General features: G+C 69.1%; 10 protein-coding genes and 1 pseudogene. 7 read left to right on the forward strand and 4 right to left on the reverse strand.

The genetic code is table 11. The annotated features are described in order from the left end of the window. Window positions 1-15: 15 nt before the first annotated feature. The 4 genes from ACFV9D_RS24370 (at window position 16) to ACFV9D_RS24385 (ending at window position 9,660) form a co-directional block, all read left to right on the forward strand. A complete protein-coding gene (locus ACFV9D_RS24370) occupies window positions 16-3,900 on the forward strand; it encodes a CHAT domain-containing protein (RefSeq protein WP_385149963.1) in 3,885 nt (1,294 codons plus the stop codon). A gap of 375 nt (window positions 3,901-4,275) precedes the next feature. Then, on the forward strand, window positions 4,276-4,461 hold the full coding sequence (locus ACFV9D_RS24375) for a cold shock domain-containing protein (protein ID WP_385149966.1): 186 nt from the start codon (window positions 4,276-4,278) through the stop codon (window positions 4,459-4,461). 907 nt (window positions 4,462-5,368) lie between these two features. Then, a complete protein-coding gene (locus ACFV9D_RS24380) occupies window positions 5,369-9,208 on the forward strand; it encodes a glycosyl hydrolase (protein ID WP_385149969.1) in 3,840 nt (1,279 codons plus the stop codon). Window positions 9,209-9,252: 44 nt separating this feature from the next. Next, window positions 9,253-9,660 carry a TSUP family transporter gene (locus ACFV9D_RS24385; RefSeq protein ID WP_385149972.1) on the forward strand — a complete coding sequence of 136 codons (408 nt, stop codon included), beginning with the start codon at window positions 9,253-9,255 and terminating at the stop codon, window positions 9,658-9,660. 410 nt (window positions 9,661-10,070) lie between these two features. Here ACFV9D_RS24385 and ACFV9D_RS24390 read toward each other — a convergent pair whose 3' ends face one another. Beyond that, entirely contained in the window at window positions 10,071-11,222 is a 1,152-nt protein-coding gene (locus tag ACFV9D_RS24390) for a hypothetical protein (protein WP_385149975.1), read from the reverse strand. 35 nt (window positions 11,223-11,257) lie between these two features. On the opposite strand from ACFV9D_RS24390, the pseudogene ACFV9D_RS24395 reads away from it, so the two are divergent. After that, a pseudogene (locus tag ACFV9D_RS24395) lies at window positions 11,258-11,404 on the forward strand (hypothetical protein); the annotation flags it as partial. 303 nt (window positions 11,405-11,707) lie between these two features. On the opposite strand, the gene ACFV9D_RS24400 reads toward ACFV9D_RS24395, so the two are convergent. Beyond that, a complete protein-coding gene (locus tag ACFV9D_RS24400; protein ID WP_385149978.1) occupies window positions 11,708-12,193 on the reverse strand; it encodes a DUF4265 domain-containing protein in 486 nt (161 codons plus the stop codon). A 128-nt stretch (window positions 12,194-12,321) separates the two neighbouring features. On the opposite strand from ACFV9D_RS24400, the gene ACFV9D_RS24405 reads away from it, so the two are divergent. After that, window positions 12,322-13,827 (forward strand): PE-PGRS family protein, encoded by a 1,506-nt coding sequence (locus tag ACFV9D_RS24405; RefSeq protein WP_385149981.1) that lies wholly within the window; start codon window positions 12,322-12,324, stop codon window positions 13,825-13,827. Window positions 13,828-13,916: 89 nt separating this feature from the next. Further along, entirely contained in the window at window positions 13,917-14,432 is a 516-nt protein-coding gene (locus ACFV9D_RS24410; protein WP_385149984.1) for a hypothetical protein, read from the forward strand. Between the two features lie 390 nt (window positions 14,433-14,822). Here the strand turns inward: ACFV9D_RS24410 and ACFV9D_RS24415 are convergent, their stop codons facing one another. Together ACFV9D_RS24415 and ACFV9D_RS24420 are read right to left on the reverse strand one after the other, a co-directional pair. After that, window positions 14,823-15,467 (reverse strand): DUF1843 domain-containing protein, encoded by a 645-nt coding sequence (locus tag ACFV9D_RS24415; protein ID WP_385149987.1) that lies wholly within the window; start codon window positions 15,465-15,467, stop codon window positions 14,823-14,825. Beyond that, window positions 15,350-16,291, reverse strand: coding sequence for a radical SAM/SPASM domain-containing protein (locus ACFV9D_RS24420; protein ID WP_385149989.1), 942 nt, complete (start codon window positions 16,289-16,291; stop codon window positions 15,350-15,352). The genes ACFV9D_RS24415 and ACFV9D_RS24420 overlap by 118 nt, the downstream gene beginning before the upstream one ends. Window positions 16,292-16,514 lie beyond the last annotated feature (223 nt).

A 16,514-nucleotide genomic window follows, 5' to 3' on the forward strand; every position in this document is an offset into this window, starting at 1 on the left:
TACTAGCGTCGTCGCGTGGACGAACGCGAGCAACTCGTAGCGGCGGTATGGTCCTTGCTCGACGAGGTCGACTCGACCGGGGACCTGACCCCCGTGCTGGAGGACAGCGAGACCCTGCACCAGGCCTCACGCCTGGCGCGGTACGCGGAGGAGCACGGCGACCTCGAGGCGCGCCATCTGCTCGGCCACCTGCACTGGTACCGCTACCAGGCCCTGCCGGAAGGGGAGGACCAGGCCGATCTCGCCGCCGCGGTCGAGCAGTTCCTCCACTCCTTCATGGCGGCCGAGGACGGCATCCCGGAGCCGTTGCTGCCGCTCGTCGCCGACCACGCGGCCCCGATCGTCATCGCCCTGGTCGACCAGGGTGACATGGACGCCGCCGATGACAGCACGGTCAACGCCATCGTCGAGCTGTTCGAGAACATCGTGGATGCGACGGCCGCCGGCGACGAGAGCCTCGCCGCGCGGCTCTCCTACCTGGCGCGCACCCTGATCATCAGGTTCGATCGCGCGGATGCGCCGGAGGATCTGGAGGCTGCGAACGAGGCCCTGCGCGCCGCAGCGGCGGCCACGCCCGTCGGCCATCCCGCCCACGCGCCTGTACGGAACAATCTGGCGCGGGTGCTGCACACCAGATACCAGCGGCTCAACACTCCGGAGGACCTGGACGGCGCGATCGAGGCCCTCGAGGAGGCGCTCGACGCCTCAGCGCCGGACGCCCCCGAGGGACAGCTGTACGAGAAGAACCTGGGCAGGCTGCTCCGGGAGCGCTACCTGAGCGCCTACCCGCACGGGTCACTGGATGACCTGGAACGGGCCGTCGGGATCCTCCGCCGAAGTCTGGACGGGACCCCGGCCGACGACCCGGAACGGTCACGGTGGCTCTCCGACTTCGCGATCCTGCTCCGCGTCAGGTTCGAGCACACCCGTGACCCCAGGGACCTGGAGGACACGGTCGCCGTGTTGCGCGAAGCGGTGAACTGCGCCGCCCCCGAGGATCCGCAGCTGGTGGACTACCGGTTCAACCTGAGCAACGCGCTGCAGACGCGCTTCCAGACCATCGGTTCGGCCGACGACGCCGACACCGCCGTCGCTTACGGACAGGACCTGGTCGACGTCACCCCCTCCGACGACCCGCGCCGCGCGCTCTACCTGGAGAACCTGGGACGGGCACGACGTGCTCGGTTCCAGCAGACCGGCGCACTCGGCGACGTCGACGCGGCGATCCGCGCGTACGAGGACGCGGTCGCGGCCACGCCGGTCGAGGGACACCAACACGCCAGGTGTCTGGTCGAGCTCGGGAGCGCCTGGCGGGACAGGTTCCTGCGCACCGGCGCCCTCGCCGACTCGGATGCGGCTCTCGCCGTCATCCGGCGCACGGTGGAGTCCACCGCCGACGATCCGTCGGAGCACGCCAGGTGCCTTTCGAACCTCGGAGGCGCACTCCAGGAGCGGTTCCACAGAACAGGTGCCCTCGACGACCTCGACACCGCGATCCAGGCCCATCGGGACGCCTTGGACGCCACTTCGGACGATGACGACGAGCGCCCGGGCGTCCTCAACAACATTGGCATCGCCCTGGGCGCGCGGTTCAACCGGACCGGCGCGCTGCGCGACCTGGACCGAGCCGTCGACCTGCTCGAGGCCGCGGTCGAAGCCATGCCTGAGCATGACCGCACCCGGGGTGGCACCCTCTCCAACCTCGGGGGCGCCCTCCTGGCCAGGTTCCGGCGGACCGGCTCGACCGAGGCACTGGAGCAGGCGATCGGGAGATACCGGGAGGCCATCGACGCCGTGCCTGGCCATCACCCGAAGCGGCCCGAGTTCCTTCACAACCTGGGCGTCGCGCTGAGCGACCGGTTCGAGCGCACAGAGGACCCCGGGGACGACCTCGCGGACCTCGACGCCGCGATCGCGGCCATGGGGGATGCGGTCGACGGCACGCCTCGCGACGATCCGGACCGTGCCCGGTTCCAGGGCAACCTCTCCGAGGCCCTGCACGTCCGTTTCCTGCGGTCGGGGTCGGCGGAAGATCTGGAGGCCGCGATCGACGCCCTCCGCGAAGCGGTGCACGCCACACCCGTCGACGACCCCTTGTACGCCCGGCTCCTTCTCCGGCTGGGTTCCGTCCTGCAGACCCGGTTCGAGGAGACGGAGGACACCCGTGACCTTGAGGCTGCGGCGGTCACCTGGGCGGAGGCGGCCGAGAACACCACGGCCGAGCCGTCGGTCCGTCTTCGCGCCGCCCGAGCCGCGGCCCGGCTGCTCGCGGCGACGCGACCGGAGCGCGCCGCCGAACTCCTGGAGAACGCCGTACGGCTGCTGCCCGAGGTGGCGCCCCGCCGGATCGAACGCGGCGACCAGCAGCATGCGATCGCCACCTTCGACGGCCTTGCCGCCGATGCCGCCGCGCTCGCCCTGGCCCACCCCGGCATGCCGGCCGACCAGCGCGCGGTCAGGGCGCTGCGGCTCCTGGAAGCCGGCCGGACCGTGATCCTGAGCCAGGCTCTGGACGGCCGGGACGACGTCGGCGAACTGCGCGACCGGCACCCCGAGTTGGCCGCCCGTTTCGTGGAACTGCGGGAGCTCCTGGACCGGTCCGCCGACACCAGGCCCATCGCCACCGACCGGACGCCGATGCACCTGCCCGACCGCCGATCTCTCGCCGACGCGTTCGCCTCAGCCCTCGCCGAGATCCGCGCGCGCGAGGGGTTCGCCTCCTTCGGTCTCCCGCCCACGACTGCGGAGCTCCTCGCGGAGGCCCACGCCGGCCCGGTGGTGACGCTCAACGTCAGCTCGCACCGCAGCGACGCGCTTCTCCTGACCCCCGGCGGCATCGTCCACGTGGCCCTGCCGGAGCTCGACCACGACACGGTGGTCGACCGGGTCAACGCCTTCCACCAGGACCTGGCCGCGGTACGCGATGCCGCCGTCCCGCCCGTGACCCGAGTGGCCGCCCAGGCGCGGCTGCGGACCGTCCTGGGGTGGCTGTGGGACGCGGCCATGGGCCCGGTGCTCGACGCCCTCGGGTACACCGGCCGCCCTCCCGGCGACACATGGCCCCGCGTGTGGTGGTGTCCCACAGGGCCGTTGGCGCTCCTGCCCCTCCACGCCGCCGGCCACCACACCGATCCGAGCCCCGCAGGGGAGGAGCGGGAGCCGCGCGCGGTGATGGACCGCGTCGTCTCCTCGTACACCCCCACCATCCGCGCCCTCCGGCACGCTCGCCGGAAGGCCCGGGCCCACCCCGCGCCTCGCGACCGGTCCCTGATCGTCGCCATGTCCGCCACACCAGGGCTTCCCGACGAGGGCCGCCTGCCGAACGTCCCGGCCGAAGCCGCCAAGGTACGGTCCCTCCTGCCCCGACCAGTCCTGCTCGCTGACCCCGGCGCGTCAAGAGGCGCTTCCGGGGCGGGCGTGGCGACTCGGGCCGGCGTCCTGGCACACCTGCCGGACTGCACGATCGCCCACTTCGCCTGCCACGGATACAGCGATCCCACCGACCCGTCCAGAAGCCGACTGCTGCTCCACGACCACCTGGATGCGCCCCTGGATGTCGGAAGCCTCGCCGTGATCGCCCTCGACCGCGCCCGGCTGGCCTACCTGTCGGCGTGCAGCACCGCCCTCTCTGCCGACAAGAGCCTCCTCGACGAGGCCATCCACCTCGCCTCGGCATTCCAGATCGCCGGGTTCCCGCAGGTCATTGGCACTCTCTGGGAGATCAACGACGAAGTCGCCGTGACCGTCGCCGCCTCCTTCTACGCCGGTCTCACCGCCGACGGCGGCCACCTCGACACCGGTCTGGCTGCCCGCGCACTGCACGACGCTGTCCGGCAGGTGCGCGGGCGGTACCCCGGCACACCCTCCCTGTGGGCCGCCTACCTCCACACGGGCGGCTGACACGTCGGCTGGCAGAGGGCGTCCGTACTTTCAGGATCGTGCCGACGTACTGTTCGGCGGACATCACAGTGTCGCGTCGGAAGAGCGCCTGGCCAAGTCCTATGCCCAAGAGAGATGATCCAACGGATCCCAGCGACCAGCGGGCGGCCACCTCTTCGGCTCGTCCGGCGCAGGCCAGATTTCGATCAATGCGTCCCGGCATCCCGCACGCCGGAACGCGTCGCTCAGCAGGGCGGGCGTGGCCGGGGGCTGCTGGCTCCCTGATGCGCTGTTTCGCGCCCCTGCGCGCGCCCTTGGGGGTGGTGGCGCTCGGGCGGATGGTTCTAGGTCTGTCTCTGAGACGAGTGGGGGCGACGTTCATTGCCCAAGGGTGCGGTGAAGTGGTTCGACGCTGACCGGGGTGTCGGGGTGATAGGTCTGGGAGGCGACGAGCCAGACGTGCTGGCCGGGATTTCCGCAGTCCACGGGCAGGATCCGCGACTGCGCCAGGGCGAGAAGGTCGTCTTCGATATCACCGTGGATGCCGCGGGTCGCCGAGCGGACAACATCCACCGTGAGTGATCAGGGGGCCTGTGCGATCCGGGGTTGGGTGACGGGCGTTCGGTTGAGGCTCTTGCCCCGGGTGAGACGGCGGGGCATCAGCGTGATCGCGGACCAGGTGATTAGGGTCTCCGAGTGCTGGACGAGGCATTCGTGGGCTCGTGCATGTCGGTCCGGGCGGGCGGAGAGCACGGGGAGCCGTCGGTGACATGGTTCGACGTGGGCGGCAGCACGGAGCTCCCGCTGGCCGCGGACTGCCAATCGTTCGTCGAGCGGCAGACTGCGTCCGCGTTACTCGACCTCGATGACGCAAACGGCAGTCGATCGCGTCATGATCTGGCTCCGCCTGGTGGGAGGAGCCGGCACTGGCGCCAGGCCCGAAACAGACGATCGTCATCCCGCCGGATGACGAGTGTTCCGTCTCCGGGACATCGGACACAACGGACACGGCCATGCTCATCCCAGTCTTTCTTTGCGGCCCCCCCTCAGCCTGCGGAACAGGTCGTCGTGCGAATCGACCGGTCGTCAACTACTCAACCATTACGGCCGATCGGGCCGATCTCGGGCTGGGATGCACGGCACATGACAGGGACCTATGGTGAATACGTAACCCGAGATGCGTAGCGGTCTGACGTGTGTGATGCGGCGCAGGTCATCTCCCTCCCCCGCAGTATCCGTCAGCGCTCTCCCCGTACCCAGGAGTCGCGGCGCGGGGCCTGGTTCCCACTGCAGTGTGATCAGAGGGTGTATGGCCATGGATGTCTACGGGAGTAGCTCAGGAAGCCACCCGAACACGGACGACGCGAACACAACAGCCACCGTCGAGGCCTGCCCTCAGGAGCTTCTGCAAGGCACGCGCGTGGACCTCCGTGGAGAGGGATGGAACGGCTGGACAGTTGATCTCACCGTCGACGGACGTCCGGCCGTAGTGGATCGCATCCTGGTCGGCCTGCCCTCGGACGACGGCATACGGCCGGAGGGTACGGGTGACTTCATCGTCCGGATCTCGACGATGCACCTGGATCCGGGCGAGCACTCCGTCATGGCCGCCTCCTCGTTCGACGGGCAGCGAGTGAGGGCCAAGGCCGCCGTCGTCGTACGGGAGCGGGAGGTTCTGGATCCTGCTGGTCCCGACGACGCCGCCACTGGCTTCGATGTCACCGCGGCCGATGACCAGTCCGGCGCCCTCCCCGAGTCGTCGGAGCCCGAGGCCGGGCCCGAGGTCGGGGAGGAGGACCCCTTCGAGCGCGACCGGCAACTCTTTGCGCAGCGCTTCGGGCATCTCGGACACGTACCGCCTGGGGTCCGCGAGGCGCAGATCTCGCACATACGGTCGCTGCGCTCCCGGCGGGAGCGGTTGGAGGCAGGCCGCCGGGCCACGGAGGAGGCGGCTCCGGACGCTCTCGACCCTTCCGTCCCGGTACCGGGAGCGGTGAACTGGACTCCGGTCGGACCTGGGCCGATCGTCTGGGGCGGCGGCCACTCGAACAGTGGCCGCACCCTGAGCGTGGCCATCGATCCCACGGACTCGGCCACGATGTACGTGGGTACGGCGGGAGGTGGGCTCTGGAAGAGCACCGACCGGGGACTGACCTGGTCCCCGAAGTCCGACTACCAGCGCAGTCTGGCCATCGGGACCATCGCCATCGACCCCGACGACCGGCTGCACATCGTCGCCGGTACGGGTGAGTACAACAACGTGTACGGCGGCACCTACTTCGGCAACGGCCTGTTGCGCTCGCACGACGGCGGCGACACGTGGACCGAGCTCGGGACCACACTCTTCGAGCGGGACGAGGTCTCCCGTGTCCTCTTCGACCCGACCGACAACACCGGGCAGCGCCTGTTCCTCTCCTCCAGCATCGGCGTGTACGAGAGCACGGACGACGGCGCGAACTGGGTGCAGCTCATACCCGGCAACTTCAGCGACCTGGTGGCGATCCGGCAGCCGGGCCCGGCCGGCACCGTGAAGCTCATCGCCGCGCTCTACGGCTCGGGGCTGTCGACCAGCACCCGTACCTCGGGCAGCTGGTCGACCTGGACGCAGATCTCGTCCCCGGCTCTGCCGACCACGTGCGACCGGATCGAGCTCGCCCAGCAGCAGACCGATGCCACTGTCGTCGTCGCTGTCTTCGCCTATGTCAGCGGCCTCGCGGGAGTGGCCAGGACGACGGACGGTGGCACTACGTGGTCGGCGGTGACCGTCCGTCTCAACACCCAGATCGGCAGGTGGACGTCCTCGACGGCCGGCCATGCCCACGTCCTCACCGTCCCTGCCGCGGACCTGACCGCCGCACCCGCCGCTCATGTGTACACGAGTACGTCCGACGGCACCCCGGCGCACACGCACTCCCTGTCGGTCACCGCCCAGCAGATCGCCACGCTGGCCGGCGGGGGATCCATCACGGCAACCACCAATGCCGACGCCACCGGCCATACGCACACGGTCGGCTTCAGGATCACCGGTCAGACCGGATACGACCTGCACGTCGCCGTGCACCCCACGGACGCCAACACGATGTTCCTGGGCGAGGTGAACTTGTGGCGCACCACCGGTGGCGGAATCTTCAACTACACGCCCAACATCCACTCCGACCACCATGCGTTCACCTTCGACCCTGCCACCCCGACCACCTGCTGGGACGTCGGCGACGGAGGCGTATACGTGTCGGCGGACGGCGGTGCGACCTGGAGCCCGCGCAACCGCGACCTCGGAACGCTGCAGTACATCTCCGTCTCCCAGCACCCGGAGTGGGAGAACGTGATGCTGGGCGGCACCCAGGACAACGGGACGCACCGCTATGAGGGTGTTCCGGCGTGGCGAGCGGTCGCCGGCGGGGACGGCGGTTTCACCGCGATCGACCCGTCGAAACCCACCCGCATGTTTCACCAGTACATCTACACCACCTTCTACCGGTCCGACGACGCCGGCCTGACGTGGAACCTGAAGAACGCTGGAATCACGGGGGGCTCATTCTTCTACGCGCCCTTCGAACTCGACCCGAGCAACCCATCCGTCTGCTATTTCGGCGGTACCGAGCTGTGGCGAAGCGACGACAGCGCCGAGACCTGGTCCGCTGTCACCGCCGGTGTCGGCGACAACATCACCGCCGTCGCCGTGCACCCGACCGACAGCACCATCGTGTACATCGGGACGGACAGCGGCCACGTCTACCGCCTGGAGAGGACCGGGCCGACATGGAGTCCGGCGGACGTGACGCGCACCGATCTGACCGCCGCCCCGCTCCCCTTCCTCTGGGTTTCCGACCTGGCGGTGGACAGCTCCGGCACCGTCTGGGTCAGCTTGGCGGCCATCCTCTGGAGTGAATTCGGGGAGTTCACCAACCACCACGTCTACCGCCGGGGAGCGGCGGACACAACCTGGGCGGTGCGCTCCAACGGTCTGGCACAGGCCAACCCGGTCAACACGATCGTCATCGACCCCGAGAATTCCAGCAGGCTCTTCTGTGGGTGCGACGTCGGGGTGTTCCGCACCGAGGACGCTGGGCTCAACTGGTTCCCCTGGGACGAGGGAATCCCCAATGTGCCCGTCTTCGACCTCGCCCTGCACCGCAAGCGCAGACTGCTGCGGGCCGCGACCCATGGCCGCAGCATCTGGGAGCGGCCCATCGACGCCGTTCCGCCGCGCATGGTCGACCTATACGTGCGGGACAACATGCTCGACTCCGGCCGGAGTCAGCCTTCCCCTTCGGGCGTGGTGGACCCCTTCGATCCGGCTGGACTGCGGACCTTGTGGTGGTGGCAGAGCACGGACATCCTGGTGGACTCGCCCGAGCCGAACTACCAGACCCCGTCGCCGGTCGGCGACTACGTCGCCCTGACGCAGCTGCAGCACCGCACGGCCCGGCGCGGCCGGGTCAACCGCATCTACGTGCAGGTGCACAACCGCGGCATCAGTACGGCGACCAACGTGCAGGTGCGTGCCTTCCTCGCCGATGCCTCGGCCGGGCTCCCGGCCCTGCCCGCCGACTTCTGGACGAGCGGCAGACCGTTCACCGGCACGCCGACAGCCACGGTGTGGACGCCGGTCGGACCGACCCTCACGATTCCGCGGCTGGAGCCGGCCGAGTCCGGTGTCCTCGAATGGGACTTCACGGTTCCCCCCTCGGCCGCGACGCACTCCTGCATCCTCGCCGTCGCCACCTGCGCGGAGGACCCGCTGAACGGCGCGGGCGAGTTCGACGTCGGCACGCTGGTGACGTCGAGGAAGCATGTCGCGCTGAAGAACCTCCAGGTCGAGGACGCCCTTCCCGGCACGACGACGCCCGCGGGGGCCTTCATCCTCCAGCTGAACAATCCCGCGCTGGAGCGGCGCCCGTTCAACATCTTCGTCCACTGGGCCGGCCTGCCGGCGGGAAGCCGACTGTTCGCCGTCTTCGAGAGGGGGCCCGGCGCGGGACCGCGGCCCGGGGAGGGTGTCCGGCCGATCCACCATGGAGAGGAACTCTTCCCCGACCGGTTCACCGACCGGCAGGGCCGGCCCCACTTCTTCGACTTCGACCACGCCTACGAGATGTTCCCGCAGGAGGACCGGCACAACGTGGTGCGCGCGGTGCACATCCCGCAGCGCGGATCGCGTGCCGTGGCCCTCAACGTCCAATTGCCGCCTTCCGCGGAGAACGGGCACGGGGAGCTCCACGTCCTGCAGAGGGACGTCCAGGGGAAGGTGGTGGGAGGCACTACGTACGTCGTGCGCGCGGCGCCCCACGGCGACGGCGGCCACATCGGTGACTACGCGACGGAATGAGCGGGCGGACGGCGACTTCCCCGTCCAGGGATCGAGGAGCCCTGATGGAGTGGTATCTGCTTGTCACGGTGTTCGCGGCCGTCACCACAGCCTTCATGCTGTCCGCCTCGGCGGGGTTTGGCGGCAGTCTGATCCTCGTTCCCACGCTCGCCCTGGTACTCGGCACCAAGTCAGGGGTGGCACTGGCCGCTCTGCTCCTCGCGGCCAACAACGTCGTCAAGGTCTTCGCGTACCGAAGAACGCTGCCGTACCGCAAGGCCGCCCCCGTGATCGCCCTCGTGGCTGCCGGGGCGTTCCTCGGTGCAAGGCTTCTGGTCTCCGCGTCGGAGCGCGTGGTGACAATTCGTCACGGCGCTTCTGATCGAGTCGGTTGGCCTCACGCGCTGGCTGCGGTCGAGGGAGACCTGCGAGCCCAGGCCATCGAGAGCGCGACGTTCGAGCTGATCGCATGACCGCAGCAGCCACCCAGACGTTCACCGTTATCGGCCTGACCTGGACGTCGACTGCACCGAGCTGCTCATCGCCGCCGTCCTGCCCGGCCCCGTCGCCGACCAGGCCGACGCGGCGTACACCGCCGCTGGCCGCGCCTGCTCCCAAGCCACCCAGACCGTCGTGGACGCGCTCACCGACATCCGCCGCTGCGAGCAGCAGCTGGCCGCCACCCGCGGCCGCGCCCGAGGCAGGCCGCCGCGGACGCGCTGGAAGCGGCACGGGCCATCGGCCAGGGCGGGGAGGGCAAGTGGGCCCCGCTCCGCGGCTCGCCGCCTCTCGCGTTGTTCAGGATTCCCAGGGCGTGGTGCCGTTCGCTCTCCCGTCAATTGCACCGACGGTGGGGACGGTGCTGGATCTCCCATCCGGCCGTCTATCGGTTCGGGCTGCGGAAGAAGGCGAGCGTCTTCGTGAGGGTCTTCAGTGGTGAGGTGTCCTGCTCGGCCGCAGCCGGCGTGGGCGTCCGGGGCGCGTCGTTGCCGCTGGTTGCCTCGGCGAGCGCGGCGAGCGCCGACTCGGCCGCCTCACGGTACAGGTCACAGGATGCCGTCATGGCCTCGAGCGCCTTGGCATACCTGGTGACCATGGCCCGTGCGTGGACAAGCTCCTCGTCCGGGGTGAGCAGGTGCCAGCCTTGGCGCAGTCGTGTCAGGACCTGTTCGGCGTCGGCGGGCAGTGGTCGTGGCAGGGAGGCGAACTCCGCGATTGTCTGGAGGAGTTCGGTCGGTTCCGTGCCGTCCAGGAAGACATGGCGTACGGTGAAGCGCTCCGCGTCGTAGCCCGGGACCTGCGGCGTCGGGGGCAGGACGACGGCCCCGCCGCGCGGTAGCCCCACGCCCAGCTCACGCTTCATCGCGAAGTCGGCGATCAGCGCCTGCTCCGGCGTGGCCCGGTGCTCGACCACCCGGTGCCGCAGGCTCGGTGGCAGGAACGCCGTGATCGGCCGCTGCCCCAGCGCGTCCGGCGTCATCGCCTCGTGCACCACGACATGGATGAACCAGCTCTGCCGGGTGCAGCCCCGCAGCAGGCGCCGCAACTCGCTGTCGTCCTTCGGTAGGCGGTTCGTCGTCCGCAGACGCACGCCCGGCACCCTCTCGTGATCCCAGGCGACGTGGTCGCTGTCGGGCCAGAACACGGTGGCGGGTGAGGGCCAGCTCGCTTCCCACGCCGACTCCGCCTCGGCGGCGAGCACCCAGGTGACGCCCTCGCTCTCGACGCGGCGGGACTCCGCCTCGTATGTGGTCAGTTGAGCGCGCACTGTGACACCGTCGGCCACGCGCCAGCGGGCCTCGAAGAGCCGGCGGGCAGACGGGCCGGCGTCGGCGGACTCATCCCGAGGGAACAGATCGGTCGAGCGGGCCGCCTCGATCGGGTCGAGGTCCAGGAAGTCGTCGATCACCCCGGCCGCCTTGAGGGCGATCAGGTTGCGCCGGACGTCCCGCTCGGCCTCGGGCCCGAGGTGACGCCCACGCCCGAGCCACACGGTGTCGGGGACAGTGGTCGATGAAGAGATGTTCTTGGCCATGGAACCGTCCAGTGGGTGATCAGGGCTCGACCAGTATGGTCCGCGGCCCGAGCGGCGGAGTCCATCAGGCCGCGCTGACCCGGTCGGGCACGCTTCCTGGCGGCGGACCACCCGCGTTCGTTGCCTGGTGCGGTGACTCGCGCGCCTACCTCGTGGACTCAACCGGCGCCACGCGGCTCACTACCGATCACAACATGCGGCCCTCCTCCTCGACACGGGCGCCGAGCCCGGCCCCTCCAGCCGGAACATCGTCACCTCCTACCTGGGAGACACGGCCGAAGCCCCGTCCATCGGCACCGCGACCGCGCGGCAGTCCCGGCCGGCTGCTTCTGGTGAGCGATGGCGCGTATGAGCCCATCGAGGACGCGGGACTCGACCTGGGCGAGTTCCTCCCCGGCGCCCCGCGGCTGGCTGCCCGCACGCTGACCGGTGAGGCGGTTGGGACCCTCCTCTTGAAGGCGGTTGGCAGAGTCCGGGCACGCGGGTCAGGCGTTCCACCACTCGTCGTTGGCGCAGCCGACCTCATGGTGCCACCAGCCTTCTCCTTCACCTTGAGCCAGGAGCGCCTTGACGCCGGCGAAGTCTGCTCCAGCGGGAACGGTGAAGGCCACCATGGGGAACTCCTCGCTGAAGACCTCCCCTCCGAGCCCGAACGCTGAAAGGCGCTGGTGGACCGCATGAGGGCTGCGTCCCAGGGGGCCATCGGGGACGGGTACAACGCGAACGGTGCAGTTGCCGGAGGCGCTGACCCGCCCCACAGCCCAGTGGAGTCCATCGGAGTCGGTGGCGAACCCCACCACGTCGCCTTCAGCCACTCCGTCCTGGAGGAAAGGGACGTTCTGCACCCTGGCGGTGTCCTCGCTGAGTTTCGTCCCCCATAGGCCCTCGGTGTCCTGCGGAAACCATCCCTCGCGAGGAACGAACCGGAACCAGATCTTGATCTTCTCGCCTGCGCCGCCCATGACGAGCATGATGCTGCCTCGTTCGGGACCGCCCCGCACCGGGAAAGCCGGGGATCGCCTTCGCTCTGCGGCCGTTGCGTCGCGGAACCGGCAACGCGCGAAACCAGAAGCGCAGGAGTAACCGCTACCGTGTTCGAGTGTCGATGCGAGGTGCAGAAGATGCTGCGGACGACTGGGCAGGGTTGTTCGCGGGGATCGAGGCTCTGGTTGCACTGCCATCGATGCGACGCGCGTGGTTGCACGGGCTGAGCCATATCGCGCCGCCGGAAGATCTGGTGCGACTGGTGGGCGTGGTGAATGGCCTGGCAGTCCTGGACCTGCCGGCTGAGGTCGTCGACGCTGCAATCACGCATCCCGATCGAAAGGTCCGGTTGCAACTCGCTGAGCTGCAACGGGGCATGAGTATCAATCAGTGGGCACGCCTGATCGCCAGCGAACCCGCCGGCGCCTACCGCCGCCGCTTCCAAGCGCTGGCGGTCTGGCACTGCCCGAGGGTGACCGAGGACGACTTCGAACGCTGGGCCCGCGACCCGGATCCGCGGATCCGCCTGCAGGCCCTGTGGTTCCGGGGCCTTCCGGAGCGGCTCGCGGTGGCCCTGACCGCCGACCCCGATCCGCAGGTGCGTGCGGAGGCCTGCAGATGCGCTTGGCCGCACCTGGACGCGGGTCGGCGCTCAACGCTGGTCGCCGACCCCTCGCCACAAGTCCAGGAAGTCGCCCGCCGGCAAGCCGACTTCGACCGGCCGATGTCGCACACGGACTTCGACGCCCTGGACACGACCGGCCAGTGGCGCGCGGCCCGTTCCCAACTACTCGATCGCGACCTCGCCGAACATCTGGTTCGCCACCCCGACAGGGGTTTGCGTGAAACTCTGGTCGCGAACAAGTGCCTGGACGCCGGCCTTCTCACCGTGCTGGCCCAAGACGATGACCCTAGGGTGCGCGCGGCGGTGGCCGTCCGACCCGACGCCACCGAGGCGCTGCGCGCCGCGATCAGCGCCGGACTGCCCCCGGACGCCCCCTACTGGCGTGTGGACTGGGTCGAGGACCTCCACCACGACCCGGAGGCGATGCGCCGCCTGGCTGCCTCCGCGAGCGTGGCCATCCGACGCACCGTCGCGCGCGCCCGCCACCTCCCCCCCGACGCCCTGGACCGTCTCTCCCGCGACCCCGACCCCCAGGTGCAGTCCAACCTCGCCTACTTCTGCCAGGACGCCCCCGCCGAACTACTGCTGGAGGTCGCGCTCAGGCGCCAAGATCCCTACCTGTGTCTTACCCATCCGAACTTCCCCCGCCACACCCTCCTCCGTTTCGCCGATGATCCCGTCCCTCGGCGGCGCCGGCTGGCCCTCGACTCCCCGGAATCGACCGGCGACCTCGCCGAGCGCTTCGCCGACGATCCGCACGAGCTGGTGAGGGCACGCGCCGCAGCCGACCCTCGACTCTCGCCCGCCACCGTCCTGCGACTGCTCGACTCCACCCACCGGATCCGCGAAGCAGCCATCAAAAACCCGCAGCTCCCGATCCACCACCTCATCCGCCTACTCCGCGACCCAGCCACCGCACAGGCCGCGGCCAGCAACCCGGCGCTCCCGACAACGGTCATCCACCGGCTGATCGATTTGGCCTGCAACGCAGAGTGACCAGAATCCAGGCGGGTCTCCACGGGACTCCGCCAGGCATCGGGGTGCCAGGGTTGTGACAGGCTTCCATCCCGAACCAGGTGAGAGGGGTGACGGTGGAGACGAGCGGCGAGGTGTCAGCGGACGATCCTGATTGGGGCCCGGACGAGCACGTGCGTTTTGCTCGCTACCGGAGGGCGTTCGACGAGGTGGCCCCGCCGGATGCAGCTGCCCTCATCGCCCAAGTACTCACCGATCCTGATAAAGGGATGGCGAACAGCGCCGTTTGCGCGTACCTCGACAGACGAGCCGCTGAACTGCTCACGGATCCCGGCTATCCAGCCTGGCGCCTGGAGATGACTGGCCCTGTTGGAGGGGACGACTTCTCCACACGGCGCCTCAATGAGTGGACTTTGCTGCGGGCGATGACCTTGAACGAGCCGTGGGATGCCGAGAACCTGCTCGCGGCCTCCAACTGGCTACAGCTCCTCACAGCCGAAAAGTCCTCAGCCACGACCGTTCTGGAAGTTCTGGCCGAGAGTGGCCGCACACGCCGCATCCGCAACATTGCCGGGTCCCGGCTGTCCGCCACCCAGCGGTCGATGCCAGCCGGACCTGAGCACTGAGCCCCCTGGCCCTTCACCGGAGCCGGCGCAAAGGGCCCGATGCTCAACCGATGACGGGCAGTCGAACGCGGGGACTTACGTGAAGGGTGAGAATCCGGCCTGTTGACAGCCCTTCGGAGACGGGCATGGATGACGGCCTGCGCATTTTTCAGCCCCCAGTCCTCTGCTTGCAACAGGGCAGAGTCAGGACAGAACCCCGGTCAGCTCCGCGCCGCGCCGGGACTGCAGGTAGGGAACCGGCGCACAGCGTGACCGTGATCCCCAGCTGAGGTCACCGTGGCCGCCCGGCTGGGGCGGCCCACGGACTGAATCCAGATCAGCCTGTGACGATGGCGACGTCCCTGATGCACGAGCGCAGGACGCCCGTGCATCACTCGTCCGGGCAGGACGTTAGTGAACCCTCACGGCGACGTCGTGGACCTTGATGTACTGCCTGTCAGAGTCGAGCGAGCAGGGGAGCGAGGAGCAGTGGCCTGAAACACGAAAGACCCAAGCTGCATCGCCATGGCCGAGGCCCTGGCCCCATTGCTGCGCCGTGCCTGTCTTGAGGGAGCCGGCGGATATGGCGGTTCGTACCAGGTGAACCTGGACGACGAGACCGCGTCGTCGAGGCGGACGCTGAGCGGAGAACTCAGCTCCTGGAAGCCCAGCGTCGGGGGTGGGATCACCCATCCGTCCCGCCGCCCGGCCGGTCCAGTCGGGTGGTCGCCCACTCCAGGGCCTCCAGCGCTCCTTCACCTCGTGGTACTGGTCTGCGGTGACGGGAGTGAAATCCACTCCGTAGAGGGCTCTTCTGGCCGCCTCGGCGACCGCCTTCATCTGCTGCAGGTCGTTGGTGGCGATCGCGTCGTGGATGGGCGGCCCGTACGGGGAACGGGGCCGCTCTAGGCTTCGTCTTCGCTGTGAGGCGTGGCCGGTCACCGCTGCTGCGTGGGGCCGCAGCACTTGGGGCAGAGGAGAGGGTCGCACGGGCAGGAGAGGTCCGGCCCGCAGGTCTGGGGGCAGCGCTCCGGGTCGGTGGTCGCCGAAAGCCACACCGTCTCGTGGATCTCACGTCGGACCCGGGCGAGTTCGGCACCCTGCAGGATCTGGCCGAGCGATTGAGTGAGGATGTCTCCGACCGGCCAGTCCCGTGCCATGACGCAGGTGAAGACCTTTCCGTCCGGGGCGACCGCCAGCTTTCCGCTCCAGCAGTGTCCGCACAGGCCGGACATGCTCGATTCCTGCCCGAGGAGGTCCTTGCCCCGTCCGAACTCCCGTACGTCAGAGGACCGGGTGGATCCGCTGACTCCGAGGTCGGTCAGGAACTTCACCGTGCGGTCCGCAGCCTCCGCGTCCTGGTTCACATCGATGACGGCGGCCCGTGTCCGGACCCCGCGCTGGACGAGACGACGCAGGTTCTCGATGGTGCGCCGGTGGCTGCCGCGTACGGTGGTGACAGCATCGTGTGCGGCCGGTTCGTCGGCGTAGACCGAGGTGGCGAAATGCACTCCGGCCTCGGACGAGAACGTGATGGTGTCCTCGTCGAGCATCGTGAGGTTGCTGAACACTTCGACGAACTCGAATCCGAGTTCCACGCTACGGCGCAGCAAGCGCCCGAATTCCGGGTTGAGCTGTGGTTCGCCGCCGATCAGTTGCACCTTGCGACAGCCGAGGTCGTAGGCCTGGGCCATCACCGCCTCGTAGTCGTCGGCAGTGAGGACGTCGCGGTCGCCACTATGCGGATGCGAATTGGTGTAGCAATGGACACACTGCAGATTGCAGCGGTTCGTCAGTTCGAGCCAGAGGAATTCCAGGACTCCGTCGACGTCATCGGGTGTTCTGGTTTCCGTGAGGTGGGTGGTCTCGCTGGCGTGCACGTGATTCCTTCCGGCCTTGAAGGGGAGGGCAGGTCAGTCCTGTGAACTTGTCTGGAGATCCTCCGAGATGGGAATCAGGAGCAGGTCCCCGTCCCAGTTCACCGGTGTCATCGTCATGCTGATCGCGTAGGCCGGGCCGTCCTCCGAGTCGTACTCCCATGCTTGCCCGCAGGTGAACCAAACCTCCCCACCGGGCAGTGTCCGCGACCGAACGGCGAACTTC

Source organism: Streptomyces sp. NPDC059875, from assembly GCF_042731085.1.
In the GTDB taxonomy this organism is placed as follows: Bacteria; Actinomycetota; Actinomycetes; order Streptomycetales; family Streptomycetaceae; genus Streptomyces.

Coding starts and splice junctions, on each gene's coding strand:
- ACFV9D_RS24385 (WP_385149972.1), top strand. CDS start 9,253: ATGGAGTGGTATCTGCTTGTCACGGTGTTCGCGGCCGTCACCACAGCC.
- ACFV9D_RS24400 (WP_385149978.1), bottom strand. CDS start 12,193: ATGCTCGTCATGGGCGGCGCAGGCGAGAAGATCAAGATCTGGTTCCGG.
- ACFV9D_RS24390 (WP_385149975.1), bottom strand. CDS start 11,222: ATGGCCAAGAACATCTCTTCATCGACCACTGTCCCCGACACCGTGTGG.